General features: G+C 60.0%; 17 protein-coding genes and 1 pseudogene. 11 read left to right on the forward strand and 7 right to left on the reverse strand.

All coding sequences use genetic code 11. The features are described 5' to 3' along the window. Positions 1-289: 289 nt before the first annotated feature. The 10 genes from gatD (at position 290) to ACP5EL_RS05310 (ending at position 7,962) form a co-directional block, all read left to right on the forward strand. A complete protein-coding gene (gatD, locus tag ACP5EL_RS05265) occupies positions 290-1,534 on the forward strand; it encodes a Glu-tRNA(Gln) amidotransferase subunit GatD (RefSeq protein WP_428401435.1) in 1,245 nt (414 codons plus the stop codon). 107 nt (positions 1,535-1,641) lie between these two features. Beyond that, entirely contained in the window at positions 1,642-2,157 is a 516-nt protein-coding gene (locus ACP5EL_RS05270) for a 50S ribosomal protein L16 (protein WP_428401437.1), read from the forward strand. A gap of 21 nt (positions 2,158-2,178) precedes the next feature. Continuing rightward, positions 2,179-2,805 (forward strand): translation initiation factor IF-2 subunit beta, encoded by a 627-nt coding sequence (locus ACP5EL_RS05275; RefSeq protein ID WP_428401455.1) that lies wholly within the window; start codon positions 2,179-2,181, stop codon positions 2,803-2,805. A 15-nt stretch (positions 2,806-2,820) separates the two neighbouring features. After that, entirely contained in the window at positions 2,821-3,054 is a 234-nt protein-coding gene (locus tag ACP5EL_RS05280) for a hypothetical protein (RefSeq protein ID WP_428401438.1), read from the forward strand. Between the two features lie 28 nt (positions 3,055-3,082). Further along, complete coding sequence (locus tag ACP5EL_RS05285) at positions 3,083-3,814, forward strand: coenzyme F420-0:L-glutamate ligase (protein ID WP_428401440.1); 732 nt, start codon at positions 3,083-3,085, stop codon at positions 3,812-3,814. 55 nt (positions 3,815-3,869) lie between these two features. Next, entirely contained in the window at positions 3,870-4,559 is a 690-nt protein-coding gene (gene cofC / locus ACP5EL_RS05290; protein WP_428401441.1) for a 2-phospho-L-lactate guanylyltransferase, read from the forward strand. An 83-nt stretch (positions 4,560-4,642) separates the two neighbouring features. Continuing rightward, positions 4,643-5,197 (forward strand): hypothetical protein, encoded by a 555-nt coding sequence (locus ACP5EL_RS05295; RefSeq protein ID WP_428401442.1) that lies wholly within the window; start codon positions 4,643-4,645, stop codon positions 5,195-5,197. 225 nt (positions 5,198-5,422) lie between these two features. Beyond that, complete coding sequence (asd, locus tag ACP5EL_RS05300; protein ID WP_428401443.1) at positions 5,423-6,451, forward strand: aspartate-semialdehyde dehydrogenase; 1,029 nt, start codon at positions 5,423-5,425, stop codon at positions 6,449-6,451. Further along, complete coding sequence (locus tag ACP5EL_RS05305; protein ID WP_428401444.1) at positions 6,452-7,438, forward strand: radical SAM protein; 987 nt, start codon at positions 6,452-6,454, stop codon at positions 7,436-7,438. A 5-nt stretch (positions 7,439-7,443) separates the two neighbouring features. Further along, positions 7,444-7,962 (forward strand): AsnC family transcriptional regulator, encoded by a 519-nt coding sequence (locus ACP5EL_RS05310; RefSeq protein ID WP_428401445.1) that lies wholly within the window; start codon positions 7,444-7,446, stop codon positions 7,960-7,962. A gap of 152 nt (positions 7,963-8,114) precedes the next feature. On the opposite strand, the gene ACP5EL_RS05315 is transcribed toward ACP5EL_RS05310, so the two are convergent. Further along, positions 8,115-9,848 (reverse strand): ABC transporter substrate-binding protein, encoded by a 1,734-nt coding sequence (locus ACP5EL_RS05315; RefSeq protein WP_428401446.1) that lies wholly within the window; start codon positions 9,846-9,848, stop codon positions 8,115-8,117. A 115-nt stretch (positions 9,849-9,963) separates the two neighbouring features. Next, positions 9,964-10,236: pseudogene (locus ACP5EL_RS05320) on the reverse strand (PQQ-dependent sugar dehydrogenase); the annotation flags it as partial. Positions 10,237-10,453: 217 nt separating this feature from the next. On the opposite strand from ACP5EL_RS05320, the gene ACP5EL_RS05325 reads away from it, so the two are divergent. Continuing rightward, positions 10,454-12,742 (forward strand): CDC48 family AAA ATPase, encoded by a 2,289-nt coding sequence (locus ACP5EL_RS05325; RefSeq protein ID WP_428401448.1) that lies wholly within the window; start codon positions 10,454-10,456, stop codon positions 12,740-12,742. A gap of 103 nt (positions 12,743-12,845) precedes the next feature. On the opposite strand, the gene ACP5EL_RS05330 is transcribed toward ACP5EL_RS05325, so the two are convergent. The 5 genes from ACP5EL_RS05330 to zupT all read right to left on the reverse strand — a co-directional run bounded on the left by ACP5EL_RS05330 (position 12,846) and on the right by zupT (position 16,939). Next, positions 12,846-13,160, reverse strand: a complete 315-nt coding sequence (locus ACP5EL_RS05330; protein WP_428401449.1) for a PDGLE domain-containing protein — start codon at positions 13,158-13,160, stop codon at positions 12,846-12,848. An 11-nt stretch (positions 13,161-13,171) separates the two neighbouring features. Further along, positions 13,172-13,828: a cobalt transporter CbiM gene (gene cbiM / locus ACP5EL_RS05335; protein WP_428401450.1), complete on the reverse strand. Its 657-nt coding sequence runs from the start codon at positions 13,826-13,828 to the stop codon at positions 13,172-13,174. Positions 13,829-14,116: 288 nt separating this feature from the next. Next, positions 14,117-14,953, reverse strand: a complete 837-nt coding sequence (locus ACP5EL_RS05340) for an energy-coupling factor ABC transporter ATP-binding protein (RefSeq protein WP_428401452.1) — start codon at positions 14,951-14,953, stop codon at positions 14,117-14,119. Positions 14,954-14,992: 39 nt separating this feature from the next. Continuing rightward, positions 14,993-15,970: a cobalt ECF transporter T component CbiQ gene (gene cbiQ, locus ACP5EL_RS05345; protein WP_428401453.1), complete on the reverse strand. Its 978-nt coding sequence runs from the start codon at positions 15,968-15,970 to the stop codon at positions 14,993-14,995. Positions 15,971-16,186: 216 nt separating this feature from the next. Beyond that, positions 16,187-16,939, reverse strand: a complete 753-nt coding sequence (gene zupT, locus ACP5EL_RS05350; protein ID WP_428401454.1) for a zinc transporter ZupT — start codon at positions 16,937-16,939, stop codon at positions 16,187-16,189. Positions 16,940-17,082: the final 143 nt, after the last annotated feature.

A 17,082-nucleotide genomic window follows, 5' to 3' on the forward strand; every position in this document is an offset into this window, starting at 1 on the left:
GCCTGGATCTCGGTGTACCCGACGTTCCTCTGCTCGACCTCACCGAGGATCCCTTTTGCCTCCTCGAACTTTCCTCGATTTCCGGTGACGAAATATATCATGATGGCTGCACCTTTGAGCACCTTCGATCGGCTAATATTAATCGGCTTTCCTTCTCAGATCTATCGAGATCTTCTGCATTCATCTCATCTTCGTCTGGCAATCACCTTCCCGCCAAGATCTCTTGAGGGCAACGTTTTTCATCCCCTGGCATCAACCCAGCCAGGAAGAAGGCAGGAGCTGAACGGTCATGCTGGAACTGGGGGATAGAATAGCGGTCACTAAGGACGGCGTTCGACGGGAGGGTGTTCTGATGCCCTCGGTCAGCGGTCATATCGTCATAAAGATGGACAGCGGCTACAACGCCGGCTTCGAGAGGGAACGCTCCGAGGCGGAGCTTGTGGCCAAGGGAAAGGCTCTGAAGGTTCCGCCGCCACCTCCCCTCAGACGCCAGGAGGGGCTTCCCAAGGTCTCCATCCTCTCCACCGGCGGGACGATCGCAAGCAAGGTCGACTACAGAACCGGAGCAGTCACCAGCCAGTTCTCGGCCGAGGACATCATATCCTCCATCCCGGAGCTCCTGGAGATCGCCAACTACGAGGGGAAGGTGATCTACAACATACTCAGCGAGAATATGAAGGCCGAGTACTGGCAGAAGCTGGCGAGGGCCGTCGGCTCGGAGATAGAGAAGGGAGCCGGCGGAGTTGTGGTCACCCACGGTACAGATACCATGACCTATACCGCGGCTGCCCTCTCCTTCATGATCAAAACGCCGGTCCCGATCGTCCTGGTCGGCTCTCAGAGAAGCTCCGACCGGCCCAGCAGCGATGCTGCCATGAACGCCATCTCGGCGGCGGCGGTAGCGACGAGCGATATCGCGGAGGTGACGGTGGTGATGCACGGCTCCACCAGCGACGACTTCTGCCTCGTTCATCGGGGGACCCGGGTCCGGAAGATGCACACCTCTCGAAGGGACGCCTTTAGAAGCATAAACCAGCAAGCAATCGCAAAGGTGGACTATCCGTCAAGAGAGATCGAAATCCTGGGAGAACACCGGAGTAGGGGCGAGGTCCCCCTCGAGGTGAATGAGGGGCTTGAGCCGAGATGCGCCCTCGTCAAATACTTCCCCGGAGCAAAACCCGACCTCTTCGAGCACTACATAAGCTCTGGGTACAAGGGGATCGTCCTGGAGGGGACGGGCCTTGGCCACGTCGCCTCAGACTGGGTCGAGACCATAAAGTTCGCCACCGACGCCGGGGTTCCCGTGGTCATAACATCTCAGTGCATCCGGGGGAGGATCTGCGATAGGGTCTACGATACGGGAAGGGATATACTGGCCGTCGGTGGGATAGAGGGCGAGGACATGCTCCCCGAGGTCGCCCTGGTGAAGCTGATGTGGTCCCTCGCCAATGCGCCTTCCGTCGAAGAGGCGAAGGCGCTGATGAAGACCCCTCTCGCGGGAGAGATATCGTCCTCGACCCCGACGACGGTCTGAAAGAGGATGAAGGAGGGTCGATCGCCAGCCCGTTGACCCTCCCCCAACGCTTATAAACCTGATGAATGTATTAAGCTGGCTCAAGATCACTTTGGAGGAGTTCAGTTTTGGCACGTAAACCAGCAAGCATGTACCGAAGACTGGAGCGCCCCTATACCCGAAGGAAGTACATGGGGGGCGTTCCAGGAAGCAAGGTCGTCCACTACGACATGGGCAACCTCAACACCGAATTTCCGGTTACTCTGACCCTGGTGGTCAAGGAGCCATGCCAGATCAGGCATACGGCTCTGGAGGCCGCCAGAATCACCGCCAACCGTTACCTTATGTCTTATGTGGGAAGGCTCAACTTCCACCTGAAGCTGAGGGTCTACCCTCATCAGGTGCTCAGGGAGAACAAGCAGGCTACAGGGGCAGGGGCGGATCGAGTATCCAGCGGGATGAGGCACGCCTTCGGAAAGGCCGTAGGAACCGCTGCGAGGATGGATGCAGACCAGAAGATATTCTCCATCAGCACCGCGCCCTCGAACGTTCCCCAGGCCAAGATGGCCTTGAAGAGAGCAGGACATAAGCTGCCCACCCCCGCCTACATAGTGGTCGACAAGGGTGCAGAACTTATAAAATAATCGAGGTCAATCGGTGTTTTGATGGAAGACTACATGAAAGGGCTCGAACGGGCCATGAGCAGGCTGCCCGCTTCCAGGGGTACCGAGGACAGGTTCGTGATACCCCCGCCCAAGATATTCTACGAGGGGAAGACGACAGTTCTCGAGAACTTCGCCAGCATAGCCGACGCCCTGAACCGGGACCCTGACCACCTGATGAAGTTCATCCTCCAGGAGATGGGGACCGCCGGCAAGATCGAGGGTCAGCACGCCGTATTTCAGGGGAGGTTCACCGAACAGAACCTCGAGCGTCACATCGACTCTTACGTTCAGGAGTACGTCATCTGCTCTGAGTGTCACCGGCCCGACACCCAGCTCATAAGGAGTGATCGCGTTCTGATGCTGAAGTGTGAGGCCTGCGGTGCACATCGACCAGTGCGAAAGAGGAAGACTAAGACGATCGTGCCCAGGGACGTCATCGAAGAGGGCGAGACCTACGAGCTGCGGATCGAATCGGTGGGCAGAAAGGGCGACGGGATCGCGCGGGTGGACAAGTTCATGATCTTCGTTCCGGGTACCGCAAAGGGCGATATCGTCCGGGCGAAGATCAAGAAGATCAGCGGGACCCTGGCCTTCTCGGAGATCGTGGAGAAGAAGGGCTCGTCCTGATGGAGATGATCTGTCTTGGAGCCTCAGATCGGCCTTGAGTTCACCGACCGCCACCTCTACCGCATGGATTTCTTCCCCGCGGACTTCTGGAGGCCCTTCGCCGAGAGCTACAACTCCCTCCCCTGGGAGGAGAGGAGCGATCAAAGGCTTGCCATCATCGCCGAGAACTATTCGTACCTTCTCGACCTGCTGGTACATGCGAGGTTATACTACCTGAGCACAAAACCTTACCAGGAGCGGTTCAAGTAACTTTGAGCCCCCCTCGGAGTCGATCTCTATGGACTCGGTCAGCTGCCATCTGGTGAGGGGTCTCCCATCGGTCCGGGAGGGGGACGACCTGGCTGCGATGATCGAGGAGCGTTTCCCTCTCCTGGAAGGGGACGTCGTCTGCATCGCCTCCACCATCGTCTCGAAGTCCGAGGGCAGGTTCAGGGAGCTGGAGGAGTGCAGCCCCTCGGCCCGGGCCGAAGAGATCGCCGAGAGGCTGGACAAGGACCCGAGGTTCGTCCAGGCGGTCCTGGACGAGTCTGAGGAGGTTCTGATCGATTGGCCTTTTCTCCTGGTGGCGACGAACTTCGGCCACATCGGCGTCAACGCCGGCATAGACCGGTCCAACGTAGGCCAGGGCAGAATCCTTCTCCTCCCGGAGAACCCCCAAACCAGCGCCGATCAGATCCGCAGGGGGCTACAGAAGGACTGTGCCGTCATCGTCACCGACACCTGCGGGCGACCCTTCCGCTGCGGCGTCGCGGGGGTCGCCATCGGATGGTCCGGGATCGCCGCCCTCCGGGACTGGCGGGGGGAGCGCGATCTCGCTGGTAGGGAGCTGGAGATCACCCTGGAGGCGATCGTCGACGAGATCGCTGGTATGGCGAACCTCCTGATGGGCGAGGCCGGAGGCGGGACTCCCGTCGTGGTGGTGCGGGGGCTTGAGCTGCCGGGCTCCGGAGGGAGGATATTTCGGCCCAAGGAGCTGGACGTGATCAGGGACCGACTGCAGAAGAGATGAGCCGGCGATTCGGCTCTGCAAATTTTATAGACCAGATATGCGGCCGATCAGAGTTGTGGTACCCTTCAAGCTCGACTGCGCAAAGAGCAGGCTATCTTCGGTATTATCCTCCGATGAGAGGGAAGGGCTCGCTCTTGCGATGCTGGAGGATGTGATCTCCGCCGTCTCTATGGTGGGGGACGTTTCGATCCTTCTGAAAGATCCGATAACCGAATCCGGCATCTTAGACCGGCTCAGATCCCGGCCCGGAGCCGAGTCTGAGATCGAGATCCTCGAATCTCCTGCGGAGCTGGACCAGGCCATAAACTCCGCCATCGAGGCTGAGGATAAGAACGGCTGGCCAAGAGATCTTCTGATCGCCATGGCGGATCTGCCCCTTATGAGGGCCTGCGACCTTGAAGAGCTCATCAGAACCCCTGGCGATGTGGTGATCGTCCCGGGGAGGGGAGGCGGGACGAACCTGATACTGATCAGAGACCCGAGGTTTCGGGTCAGCTACTACGGCCCAAGCTTCCTGAAGCACCTCCAGAAAGCGGAGGACCTGGGCCTCACGATCGGGGTCTTCGAGTCCTTCCGGTGTGCATCAGACATAGACGAGCCCCCGGACCTGGTGGAGGCGCTGATCCATGGCCCGGGCAGAACGGCAGAGCTGTTGAAGAACCTCGGCTTTGAGATTTCGGGCAAAAGAGAGAAGGCGAGGGTGGGATGGCTTAGAGCCGATCGATCTGATGAGCTATCTTCTTAAACTGCTATGCAAAGGTGTTTAATCCCAGAAATCTGATATAAAATGCCCTCATTCTCCACTCGTTGCATTCAAAGAGGTCTTGAATGTTCGATTACGCAGAGAGATACGGCCACCGTTTCGTCAAGCTCATAGACTGCCGGGCGACCGAAAAGGAGTTCGAGTTCGATCAACTGCTCCTGATGCCGACGGCCCGAGGCTACCGGGCGCTGGTGGAGCAGGCCAGAGCCGAGATCGATCCTGGAGTGATGAGGCTTCTTTCGAAGGTCTGGCCGGAGTCGACGATAGAGAACCTCTCCTTCTTCGCCATGGCCGCGGCGGTCTACGCCCGGTCCGTGGCCGATCCGCCCTATTCGATCGATGTGGGGAAGGTGCTCTTGAAGACCGCCGCCTTCTGCCGCCTCCGATGCTCCCGCCGGAAGGAGACGGGCGGAGGGTGCATGGCCGCCATGGGGTCGGGGCGCCACCAGCTCCCCAAGTGCATCAAGCTCCCGAGGGACGTCGAGGCGGCCTGGAGGGATCTCAAAAGGTACATCGCCACCGGGGCGGCTCTGAAGGAGGGGGAAGCCTTGGGGGCTCACGAGGCGATGAGCGTCGACTTCAAACTTCCCTCTGATTATTCACCGGTAACCTCATGCTGATCTCCGGAGAACTTCTCCCGCTCCCTCGACCCCGCTCTCCCCCCCGGCTGACCTCAAAGGTCGAGGCGAGGTCGCGAATGTTCGGATGGTGGGTGGGAGATGAACCTCGTTTTCCCGTGATTTCGGGTCGAAATCCGGAAAGGAGCCGGATTAAAACCGTTTTTCAGAGAAGGCATTTATATCAAGTCACCACCAAAAAGCCGCTGTCGTTCAAGGTGATTTCCAATGGCAAAAATAAGAGCAGGCGTTCTTGGAGCTACGGGTGCGGTAGGACAGCGTTTCATCGAGCAGCTTTGGGACCATCCCTGGTTTGAGCTGACCTGCCTTGCGGCCTCCGAGAGGAGCGCGGGCAAGAAGTACCGCGAGGCTGCCAGGTGGCGGCTGGATCACGAGCTCCCGGCCGAGGTAGGTGAGATGGGGGTCGTAAACGTCGATCCGAAGGAGGTGGAGGCCGACGTCGTCTTCTCCGCCCTCCCCGCCGACGAGGCGAAGAAGGTGGAGGCGGACTTCGCCAAGGCCGGTTTTGTCGTGGCCAGCAACGCTAGCGCGTACCGGTTTGAGCCGGACGTCCCCCTGATGATCCCCGAGTGCAACCCCGAGCACCTCGGCCTCATTGATATCCAGCAGAGGAAGCGGGGCTGGGACGGCTACATCGTAACCAACCCCAACTGCACCACCATCATGTTCGCCCTGACCCTCAAGCCCCTCATCCCCATGGAGATCAGCAGGGTGATCATCGCCTCGATGCAGGCGGTCAGCGGCGCAGGATACGAGGGCGTCCCCTCCATGGCGATCCTGGGCAACATCCTCCCCTTCATCCCCGGCGAGGAGGAGAAGGTCGAGAAGGAGGCCCAGAAGATTCTGGGAACCTTCGACGGCGACAGGATCGTGGACGTGCCCTTCGGCGTCAGCGCCAGCTGCCACCGGGTCCCGGTGATGGACGGCCACACGGAGGCGCTCTGGGTCGAGATGGCGTCAAACCCCTCCCCTGAAGATGTGAGGGAGGCCTTCCTGGGCTTCAACCCCGGCCTCTCCGACCTGCCCACCGAGCCCGAGAGGCCCATCATCGTGCGTGACGAGCCCGACCGGCCCCAGCCCCGGCTCGACAGGAACGCCGGGAAGGGGATGGCCGTCTCCGTCGGCCGGATCAGAGAGGGGATCCGCTACATCGTCATGGGCCACAACACCGTCCGGGGCGCCGCCGGGGCCAGCGTCCTGAACGCGGAGCTCCTCTCCAAGAAGGGACTGCTCTAGATGCTGATCATAGCCTGGGAGGTGACGGCGGCCTGTAACCTCGCTTGCGAGTACTGCCGCGCCTCGGCCTCGGCCACCCCCGACGAGGCGGAGCTCTCGACGGAGGAGGCTCTGGCCTTCATCGATCAGGTCGCTCCCGAGAAACCGATGATAATCCTCAGCGGAGGAGAGCCCCTCCTCCGACCCGACCTCTTCACTCTCGCGGAGTACGCCACCGACCGGGGGGTCCGGGTCTCCCTGGCCACCAACGGTACCCTCCTCTCCCCCGAGATGGTCGATAAGATAAAGCGGGCCGGCATCTCTCGGGTCAGCATCAGTCTCGACGGCCCCGATGCCGGGGTCCACGACAAAGTTCGGGGACCGGGCTCCTTCCACCTCGCCATGCGGGGGATCGAGAACCTCCGGGGAGAGGTCGACTTTCAGATCAACATGACCATCACCAAGGATAACCTCCACCAGGTCTGTGCCACCATGGACCTGGCCGAGAAGCTCGGGGCCGTCGCCTTCCACCTCTTCTTCCTGGTGCCCACGGGCCGGGGGAGGGAGGAGGAGCTGGTGGCTCCAGAGGAGCAGGACGAGATCCTTCGCTGGGTGGCCGAGGGGTGCAGGAGGAGGAAGATCGAGGTGAAGGTCACCTGCGCCCCCCAGTACGGCCGGGTGATACGGGAGGCCCTCACCGAGGCCGAGAGGAAGGGGATGATGGGGAGCGCCTGCCTTGCTGGAACGAACTTTGTATTCGTCTCCCGGACCGGCGACGTCTGCCCATGCGGCTACCTCCCGGTGGTGGCGGGGAACGTCAGGGAAGTGAGCTTCTCGGAGATCTGGGACCGCTCGCCGGTCTTTCTCGATCTGCGGAAGAGGAAGCTTAAGGGTATCTGCGGCAGATGCGACTTCCGGAAGGTCTGCGGCGGGTGTCGGGCCCGGGCCTACGCGAAGACCGGCGACTATCTCGAATCCGATCCACTCTGCAGCTATGGGGAGGTTTGATCGGGGTGAGAGATGAGCCAATCGACGATCTGCCGATCGGGGGCGAGCCGATCGGTGGGGAGAGGCTCGACCTCGACGGCCTGGACCGAAGGCTCCTCGACCTGGTCCAGAAGGAGTTTCCCCTGACAGAACGGCCCTTTCTCGCCCTCGGCGAGACCCTCGGAGTCGGCGAAGATGAGGTGATCAGAAGGGCAAGAAGGCTCCGGGACCAGGGCATAATAAGAAGGATCGGCCCGATCCTGGACATGAGGCGGCTCGGATGCTCCGGGGTTTTGGTCGCCCTTCCCGTCTCCGCTGAAAGGATGGAGGTGGTGGCGGATTTGGTGAACGGCTACCAGGAGATCTCCCACAACTACCTACGTCCCAACGATACCGAGTTCAACATGTGGTTTACGATATCGGCCTCCGAGAAGAGGATCGAGGAGATCCTATCGGAGATAAGAGAGAAGACCGGCCTCGAACAGCTGGTGCTGCCCACCAAGAGGATCTTCAAGATCGGGGTCCGCTTCGAGATCCCAAAATGAAGGGGGGTTGGCGTGCCAAAATTTCTCACCAAGGCCTGCAGCTGTTGTCGAGAGGGGACCTAAATTTGTCCGGCGGTGAAGAGCCCGGGCAGATCCTCTCTCACAGTTCTCCACCACCCCCTCCTCTATGTCATCATCTATTTCCTCTCGTCTCACCCGGGCAGGGGCCAGATCAGATCCGCCGATGCGAGGTCGAAGGGCCAGACTGTACGGTAATCCTGACCTATTATCTGGCAGATTATCCCCCTTCCCCTCGTGTTCTGATGGGTCTTCTGGTCGAACTCGACCCCCTCCCAGGGCATTATGATCTCGTCCTCGGAGAGGTTCGTCTCCAGAAGTGCCGTCCTGACCGCCTGGGGATCCAGTGATCCCGCCCGATCGATGGCGTCGGCCAGGACGATGGTGGCGGTGAATGCCCGGGCCGACTCCTCGCCCATCTCCTCGCCGTACCGGTCTTCAAATAGCCTGCTGGCCTTCTCGGCCAGGGGCTTAGTCCCCGCCAGGTCCAGAGACCAGGTCGCCCGGGTCAGGATCTGCTCTCCATCCTCGCCCAGAGCCTCCAGGAACTCTGGGTCAGAGAATCCGGCGTCGTCGGCCAGGATCGCCTTCGGGGTGAAGTTCATCGCCCTGTAAGTCTGGACGTAGAGTACCGCATCCTCGGTGTAGGAGGCCTGCATCACCACGTCGGGGTCCGCCTCTTTGAGCCGCAGGACCTCGTCGGTCAGGTCGAGATCTTCGGTTGAGTAAGATACGTCGGCGACGATCTCAAAGCCCCGGTCCTCAGCATATCGTTCCGCCAGAGCGCCGAACTCCTCTCCCCAGATCGAGTCCTCATGAACGATGGCCAAACTCAAGGTCTCGTTCTCCTCTGATTTCCGGCTCTCCTGAACGTCCGAGAGGAACTGATAGAAGTTATGGACGAAGATCTTCTCGTCCGGAGTGGTCCTGAAGAACCAACTGAACCCTCGCTCTGTGAGGCTCGGGGCCGTGGACGCCGCCGTCAGAAAGGGCCTTCCTTCGGCCTCGGCCACCTCGCTCGCCGCGGCGGTGACCGAGCTCTGGTAAGCCCCCAAAAGGGCCACCACCGCCTCCTCGCCGATCAGCCTCTCCGCCTCCGATCTTCCGACGGCCGGAAGCCCTTGCGAGTCTCCAAAGACGACTTCGACTCTGGACCCATTGAGAGAGCGTATCCCCTCGGACCGGGCGAGGGGCAGGTCCAGATCGAACTGGCCGTTGATCACCTCGGCCGCCAAGAGTGTTCCGCGCTTCATCTCCTCGCCGCTGGAGGCTGATGGTCCAGTGAGGGGATATATGGCTCCGATCTTGACCGTCTCGCCGGCCGATCCTTCTTCTCCTTCTGCTTCACCTTCTTTTCCGCCACCTTCTTTTCCGTCACCTTCCTCACCTTCAGCCCCTCGTTCTTCTGACCCACCTGCGGACTCAAAATAATCGCACTGGTCGATCTCGTCGAACTCGAAGATGATGGGGCTGCAGGTGCCTCCGGTGATCAGCTTCAAAGTACAATCGAAGACCTCGCCCTCGGCTATGTTGTACTTCTCAAGGAACATCGGGCCGGGGTACCAGGAGTTGCAGAGCTGTAAGAGATGTTCCCTTCCAAATACGAGTTCATCCCAGTTCTCCGTCAGGTTCATCGGCTCGTCCGGGCAGAAGATGAACCAGACCTCATACCCCTCGTATCCGGGACCTCCCCCCACCTCGGCCTGATGGGCCGACTCCTCGGTCTTGAGGACGGAGACGATCTCGCAAGCGCCCGGGTGGTCCTCATAAGAGCATCCTCCTCCAAGCCAAATCTGGCCCCATGCCGAGGACAAGCTGAGGAGCAGCAAAAATAGCAAAATCACCGATGCCATCGTCTTCTTCATCATCTCTCCTCCTGATCAGCCATATCTGATGTATTAATTATGTCAAATATCCGAGATAACCCTTCGCCTCATGGCCGCCGCATCACGGCGCAATGCGTCGGGATGGACTCCTCGCCGATCATCCCTGGTAGCTGATCCTGTAGATCGCCCCGGCCCGATCGTCGGAGACGAGGAGGGCGCCGTCGGGCATCACCAGAACGTCCACCGGCCTTCCCCAGGCCTCCCGCTCCTGGAGCCATCCTTCGGCGAACGCTTCATAGCCGGCGGCCGTCCCCTTCTCGAGCCTCACCAGAGTCACCCGGTAACCTATGGGATCGGCCCGGTTCCAGGAGCCGTGCTCGGCGATGAAGATCGCGCCCTGGTATTCCTGCGGGAAGGCCGAGCCGGAGTATCTGCCTTCTCATTTACAAAATTTTCGGGCCAAATTGCATCACCGAGGATTGAGATTGAAACGGGACTTATATGAGGGACGAGATCGGCGAGAGAACTAAGAGTGAAGATGGAACTGGACCCGATGCATCTTAAAAGTGCAAAACGACGAAAACAACTGAGGAGAATACTTAATTACAAACTCGTTCATAAATAGAGGTCCAGAGGGTGTTAAAGAGATGACCGACTCCGAATCCATCCGGCTCAAGATCATTGAGGCTGACCAGAGGGACGTGGGAAAGGGGATCGTTCGAATAAGCGAGCGGCAGATGGCCGAGCTGGGGGTCGCCGACTACGACCTGGTGGAGATCAGAGGGAATAAGTCCACCAGCGCTCTCGCGGTGAAGGCCTACGCTACCGACGAAGATATGGACGTCGCCCGGGTAGACGGCCTGATCAGGTCGAACGTTGGGGCCACCATCGGCCAGTTCGTCGAGATCTCCAAGGCCGAATGGCGGCCCGCGGAGAGGGTATCTCTCGCTCCGGTGGGCCGGGGAATCCAGATCTCGATTCCCAGCGAGGCCCTAAGGAAGGTCTTTTTGGGAAGGCCCGTCTCCAAGGGGGACGTCATCTCCACCACCACACTCCGGCGCCCTCCCGGCGATCTCACCACTGGGAAGGATACCATGTTCGACGAGATCTTCAAGAGGTCCGATAAGGGCTCAGCCTTCGGCCTGGGGGAGGTGAAGATGAGGGTCTTATCCACCACCCCATCGGGGACGGTCAGGATAATGGAGGAGACGGAGGTCGAGCTGGTCAGCCGGGCCGTCGACGCCCGGCAGTCGGCGGACGTCGTTTACGAGGATCTGGGCGGGATGAAGCACGCCATCCAGAAGGTCAGGGAGATGATCGAGCTCCCCCTCAAGCACCCCGAGCTCTTCGAGAGGCTGGGGATCGACCCGCCCCGGGGCATCCTCCTCCACGGCCCGCCGGGGACGGGAAAGACGATGCTGGCGAAGGCCGTCGCCAACGAGTCCAGCGCCCACTTCGCCTCGATAAACGGCCCCGAGATCGTCTCCAAGTACTACGGCGAGAGTGAGAAGAGGATCCGGGAGGTCTTCGAGGAGTCGGAGCGGAACGCACCTTCAATCATATTCCTCGACGAGCTCGACTCCATCGCCCCCAAGAGGGAGGAGGTGGCAGGAGAGATGGAGCGGAGGATGGTGGCCCAGCTTCTGTCTCTCATGGACGGCCTCAAGGAGAGGTCGAATGTCATCGTCATCGGGGCGACGAACAGGCCCGACGCCGTCGATCCCGCCCTGAGGAGGCCCGGCAGGTTCGACCGGGAGATCGAGCTCGGTGTCCCCGACTTCGAGGGGCGGCGCGAGATCCTCCAGATCCACACGAGAGGGATGCCCCTGGCCCAGGATGTCGACCTGGAGGAGTTCTCCACCCTCACCTACGGCTTCGTCGGGGCCGACATCGCCGCCTTCACCCGGGAGGCGGCGATGAACGCCCTTCGGCGCGTCCTCCCCAAGATCGACCTAGACGAGCCGACGATACCCCGGGAGGTTCTTGAGGAGCTGGTGGTGACGAGAGAGGATCTGGAGTCGGCGATGCACGAGGTATCTCCGAGCGCTCTGCGGGAGATCCTCATCGAGGTGCCTAACGTCACCTGGGCCGACGTGGGGGGGCTGGAGGAGGTAAAGCAGCTCCTGGTGGAGGCGGTCGAGTGGCCCCTCGTCTACGGTGAGAACTTCAGAAGGCTGGGGATCGAGGCGCCGAAGGGGGTCCTCCTTTATGGCCCCCCGGGGACGGGAAAGACGCTTCTCGCGAAAGCCGTCGCCAACGAGTCCAACGCCAACTTCCTCACCACCAAGGGGAGCGAGATCCTCTCCAAGTGGTACGGCGAGAGCGAGCGGCACATCGCCGATATATTCAGGAAGGCGAGACAGGTGGCCCCGGCGATCGTCTTCCTCGACGAGCTCGACTCCCTCGCCCCCGTCCGGGGCGGGGGGACGGGCGAGCCCCACGTTACCGAGAGGATCGTAAACCAGCTCCTCTCCGAGATCGACGGAATGGAGGAGCTTCGGGGCGTGGTGGTGATCGCCGCCACCAACCGGCCCGACATCATCGATCCTGCCCTGGTCAGGCCCGGAAGGTTCGACGAGCTGATCATGGTCCCGGTCCCCGATGCCGAGTCGAGGAGGAAGATCTTCGCCGTCCACACCGGCAAGATGCCCCTGGCCCAGGACGTCGATCTCGACGACCTCGTCGGTAAGACCGACCAGTACACCGGAGCCGATATCGCCTCCATCTGCAGGAAGGCGGGACGGCTCGCCCTTCGGGAGAATATGGAGGCGAGACAGGTTCTCCAGAGACACTTTCTCGCGGCTCTCGAGGAAGTCGGCCCCTCCGTCACCCCCGACACCATGAAGTACTACGCAAAGCTCTCGGGGGAGCTGCGGAAGAAGGGGTCGCGGGCCGTGGAGAAGGCCGTAGAGGAGATGGAAGAGGGAAGTAAGTAAAACAAACAAAATGCTGGAAAGTTGATGGGGTCGGGGAGACCATCGCCGATGGATTGAGGTGTCCCGACCCCAGCAAACCTCGGATTGAATCGCTTTATCCGGATCAATCCTTTGCGATTCTCTTTCCCACGAAGTAGAGGAACCCTCCTCCGATGAGAACGCCTATCATGGCGGAGAGTATGTAGGCGATGACGGCTCCCCGGCTGGACTCGTCGCCCTCGAAGGCGTAGTCAGGAAGGGGGGCCTTCTCCCAGAGGGAGGAGAGTTCCTCAAGCCCCGAGGGGACGTACCCGAGCTTCTCTTCGATCTCCTCGTTCCCCCACTCGCCGAAGGTCTCTCCAGTAGCGATGAGCCCCAGAGGTACGAGGACCATGAGGATCAAAAGGCCTATGATCATGTTTCTTATCGACTTCTCCATTAACCATCACCTCAGGCGGCAGCTCCCTTTGCCAGTCTCTTCGATCTCGGCCTCTCGTAGATCAGGAGGGTCGGGTCTGTCTTCTGGATGTAGGCGAAGATCAGGGCGGTCACTATCGCCTCCACGAAGCTGAAGAAGAAGACGTGTTCGGCGAGCATCGCAGGAACGGCGACGTTGATGCCGTAGGGCATGTAGAGGGGCATCCCGCTGGCGTCGGTGTGCAGAAGCGGCTGAATCCCGAACATGAAGCCGGTGAGGCCTGCGGCCAGGGTGAGGGAGACGTAGCCTGCGATCGCCGAGGCAGCGACCCTCTTGGACGATGTGATTTCAGAGCTCCCACTTATGATCTTATAGACGTAGAAGGCGGCAAAGGGCATCACCACCGCCATGTTGAAGCAGTTGGCGGCGATGGCGGTGATCCCGCCGTCTCCGAAGATCAGAGCCTGGAGGATTAGGGCGACGGATATGGCGATCACCCCCGCCCAGGGGCCCAGGACGATCCCCACGATCGCCCCGCCGACGGCGTGGCCCGTGCTCCCGCCGGGGATGGGCAGGTTGAACATCATTATGACGAAGGAGAAGGCTGCGGCCAGGGCCAGAAGGGGGACCTGCCTGCTCCGAAGTTCCCTGCTGAGCCTCTGCCCAGCATAGAGCCATATCGGGATCATGATGATCCACATGGCGATATAGGTGTATGGCCCAAGATAGCCATCTGGAATATGCATAACATCACCACGCCATAAGTGGCGATTTTGGGTATAAAAATCTATCGAATTCAACACAAACTAAGATTGATTTATTTTATAATATTACTAAATCACCTTAATCTGGTTTTCCCGTACAATAAGTAAAAAACGAGGATCGAAGGTACTTCGATCGCTGGATATGCCCGCTAGGATATTCAGGCAGGCTGACGAGTCATCCGTCAGAGCGTTGCCATCCGCCGAAGGGCTGGACTATGCGTCCGACCGCTCGGCTTTTTTGTGGCCCTGGTACTGAGGATGATAATGCTCCTGATATACGGAGCCGTGGCGGTGCATGTGCTTGTGGATGAGGTTTGCGGAAAGAAGGAGGTCCAGGTCGCCGATGACGTCGCAGGAGCTCCTGTCGGCCTTGATGGTGTGGTCCTCGCCCATCACTACCGCTCTTTTGCTGATGTGCTCGACGGTGTCAAGGTCGTGGGTCGCAACGACGATCGTCTTTCCCGCACTGCCAAGCTCCTGGAACAGCTCGATCAGCCAGAGCTGAGTTCTCGGGTCCAGGCCCGCCGTAGGTTCGTCCAGGAGGAGGACGTCCGGGTTTGTGGCCAGGGCCGAGGCGATGCAGACCTTCTTCTTCTCGCCGCCGCTGAGGGTGTGGGGTGCTCGATACGCCAGCTTCGAGATCTCGATTATGTCCATTACGTCCTCCACCCTCTCTTTGACCTCGTCCTGGGTCATCCCGAGCTGGAGGGGGCCGAAGGCGATCTCGTCGAAGACCGTTGAGCTGAAGAGCTGGACGTCGGAGTTCTGGAAGACGAAGGCGACCTTTTTTCTGAAGAAGGTTCGAAACTCGCTCTCGGCTAGGGAATCGAAGACCGCCTCTTCAACGAGGTTTCCGAAGGCGAAAAACTCCCCGGATGTGGGGAATAGGAGGGCGTCTATGATGGAGAGAAGGGTGGACTTTCCAGAGCCGTTGGTGCCTATGAGGGAGACCTGCTCGCCCTGGGATATGGCGAGGTTGATATCCTTCAGGGCCTCGAACTTTCCGAGGTATGAGTATGAAACGTCTTTGAGATCGAATATGTTCGGCATCGTCGAAACCTCATGAACTGAAACTTATGAACTGAAACCTCATAACTGGACGATGTTGAGGGAGACGAGTATTAGGGTCAGGCTCAACCAGAGGGCGAATCCTGCAGCGATGTAGTCGCGCCCGCTGGTGTGGTAGTCGTGCATGATCTGCACGTCGCCGGAGTAGCCCCTGGATACCATGGCCATGTGGACCTTCTCGCTCATGTCCAGGGACTTTATCAGCATGTAGCCTATCCTCCCCCCGACCCACCTCTGATCGTCTCGAAGGCTCATGCTCTTTATCGTCCTGCTCTTCTTGGCTATGTGCAGGTCTCTTATCATCTCCATGAAGAGGAATATGTACCGGTAGGCCATGGCCATGGTGAGGACGTATACTTTTGGGACCCTGAGGGAACGCAGGGACTTGAAGAGGAGCTGCTGGGGCGTGGTGAGGAAGAGGAGGACTACGGCCGAGACGGCCGTCGCCACCCGGAGGGTGAAGGTGGCCGCGGCAGAGACGCCCTGTTTTGTGATGTAGATCGAGTCGGGCAGGGCCAAAGGTCCCAGGTGGGCTCCGGGCGGAAGGTCGGCGATGTGGATGAGAGGGTCGCCTGGGAGGAAGACGTTGAAGATGACGGGGATGACGATCACCCCCGCAAAGAAGGGGACGAAGAGCCAGACCCGCTTTATGAAGAAGCCGACCTCGATCCTGCTCAGGTGGGCGAAGAGGAGGGTGAGAAGGTAGACGGCTGCAAGGAGGCGGAGGTCTTTTGTCACGCTGACGGCGAAGACGACGGCTAAGATCGATATCAGCTTCACCCGGGGATCGAGGCTCTGGAGGAGGCCGTCTCTTTTGGTGAAGGTCTCGGTGACCAGGGCCTCCTGGAAGAAGGTGAAGACGCCGTCGATCGTCTTTTTGACGAAGCTCGCCTTGGCCTTTTTCTTTTTCTTCTTCTTCTTTCCGCCTTCGTTTTCGGCGGAGGCGGGCGGAGCCTCAAAGGAGCTGCCGTCCGTCTCCTTCATCCAGTCCGGGATCATGGCGCCACCTTCTTCAGCTCATCCTCAGCGGAGATCCTGGGCCGGCCAAGGACCGTCGGAGGGCGAAAAGCCAGCTCATCTCCCAACATCTCTAGATAGGTCATGGTCGCCTCTTCGTCGTCAGTGGGATTTCTGATTAATAAAGGTTGTCACGTGTTAATAGTTGTTATTTACAAATAGATGATTATGCGGGGGCTTCTTCAGCAGCGTGGGCGGTCAGTGGAAGACGGCGAGAGCGATCATCATCACGAAGATCCCGGCGATGAGGCCGATGTTGGTGAGGTGCTCGTCGCCGTAGGAGTTGGCGATGGGTATCAGCTCGTCGAAGCAGATGAAGACCATGATCCCGGAGACGAAGGCGATGGAGGCGGCGAGGACGAAGTCGGTGAGGAAGGGCAAGAGCACCAAAATCGCGATCACAGCGCCGAGGGGCTCGGCCATCCCCGCGAGGAAGGAGTAGAGGCAGGACTTTCGCCGGTCGCCGGTGGCGCAGTAGAGGGGGACGGAGCAGGCGACCCCCTCAGGGATGTTGTGGATGGCGATGGCGATGGCGATGGGAATCCCCAGCCGCAGGTCGGCCAGGGAGACCAGCGCCACCGCCAGTCCCTCGGGGAGGTTGTGCAGGGCGATCCCCAGGGTCATCATGATCCCGCCCCGGTAGAGCCGGTCGCAGTGGGGGTCGGCCTGGCCGTCCAGATGGCAGTGGGGGACGACCTTGTCCAGGAAGTAGACCGTCAGCATCCCGGCGAGGAAGAAGACGTCGGCCTGGGAGAGGCCGATCGTCTCCATGGCGCCGCAGAAGAGGTCGACGAAGGCGACGAAGATCATCACCCCTGTGGCAAAGCCGAGGCTGACGGAGAGGTATCTCATGTCGGGCCGGGGGATGAAGTAGGAGACGAGGCTTCCGACCCCGGTGGCGAGGCCCGCAAGGAAGGTGAGGATCAGGGCGGGGATGAGGTTTGCGACCATGAAATTCCAGGGTCAAAAAGGGTTGCATCAGTTAAATAGCTTAGCGGAAAGGGCAGAAAAGGCGGCAAAGCTGCAAAGCTGCAAAGCTGCAAAGCTGCAAAGCTGCAAAGCTGCAAAGCTGCAAAGCTGCAAAAGCTTAACAA

Source organism: Methanocrinis sp. (genome assembly GCF_049974945.1).
Taxonomy (GTDB): Archaea; Halobacteriota; Methanosarcinia; order Methanotrichales; family Methanotrichaceae; genus Methanocrinis.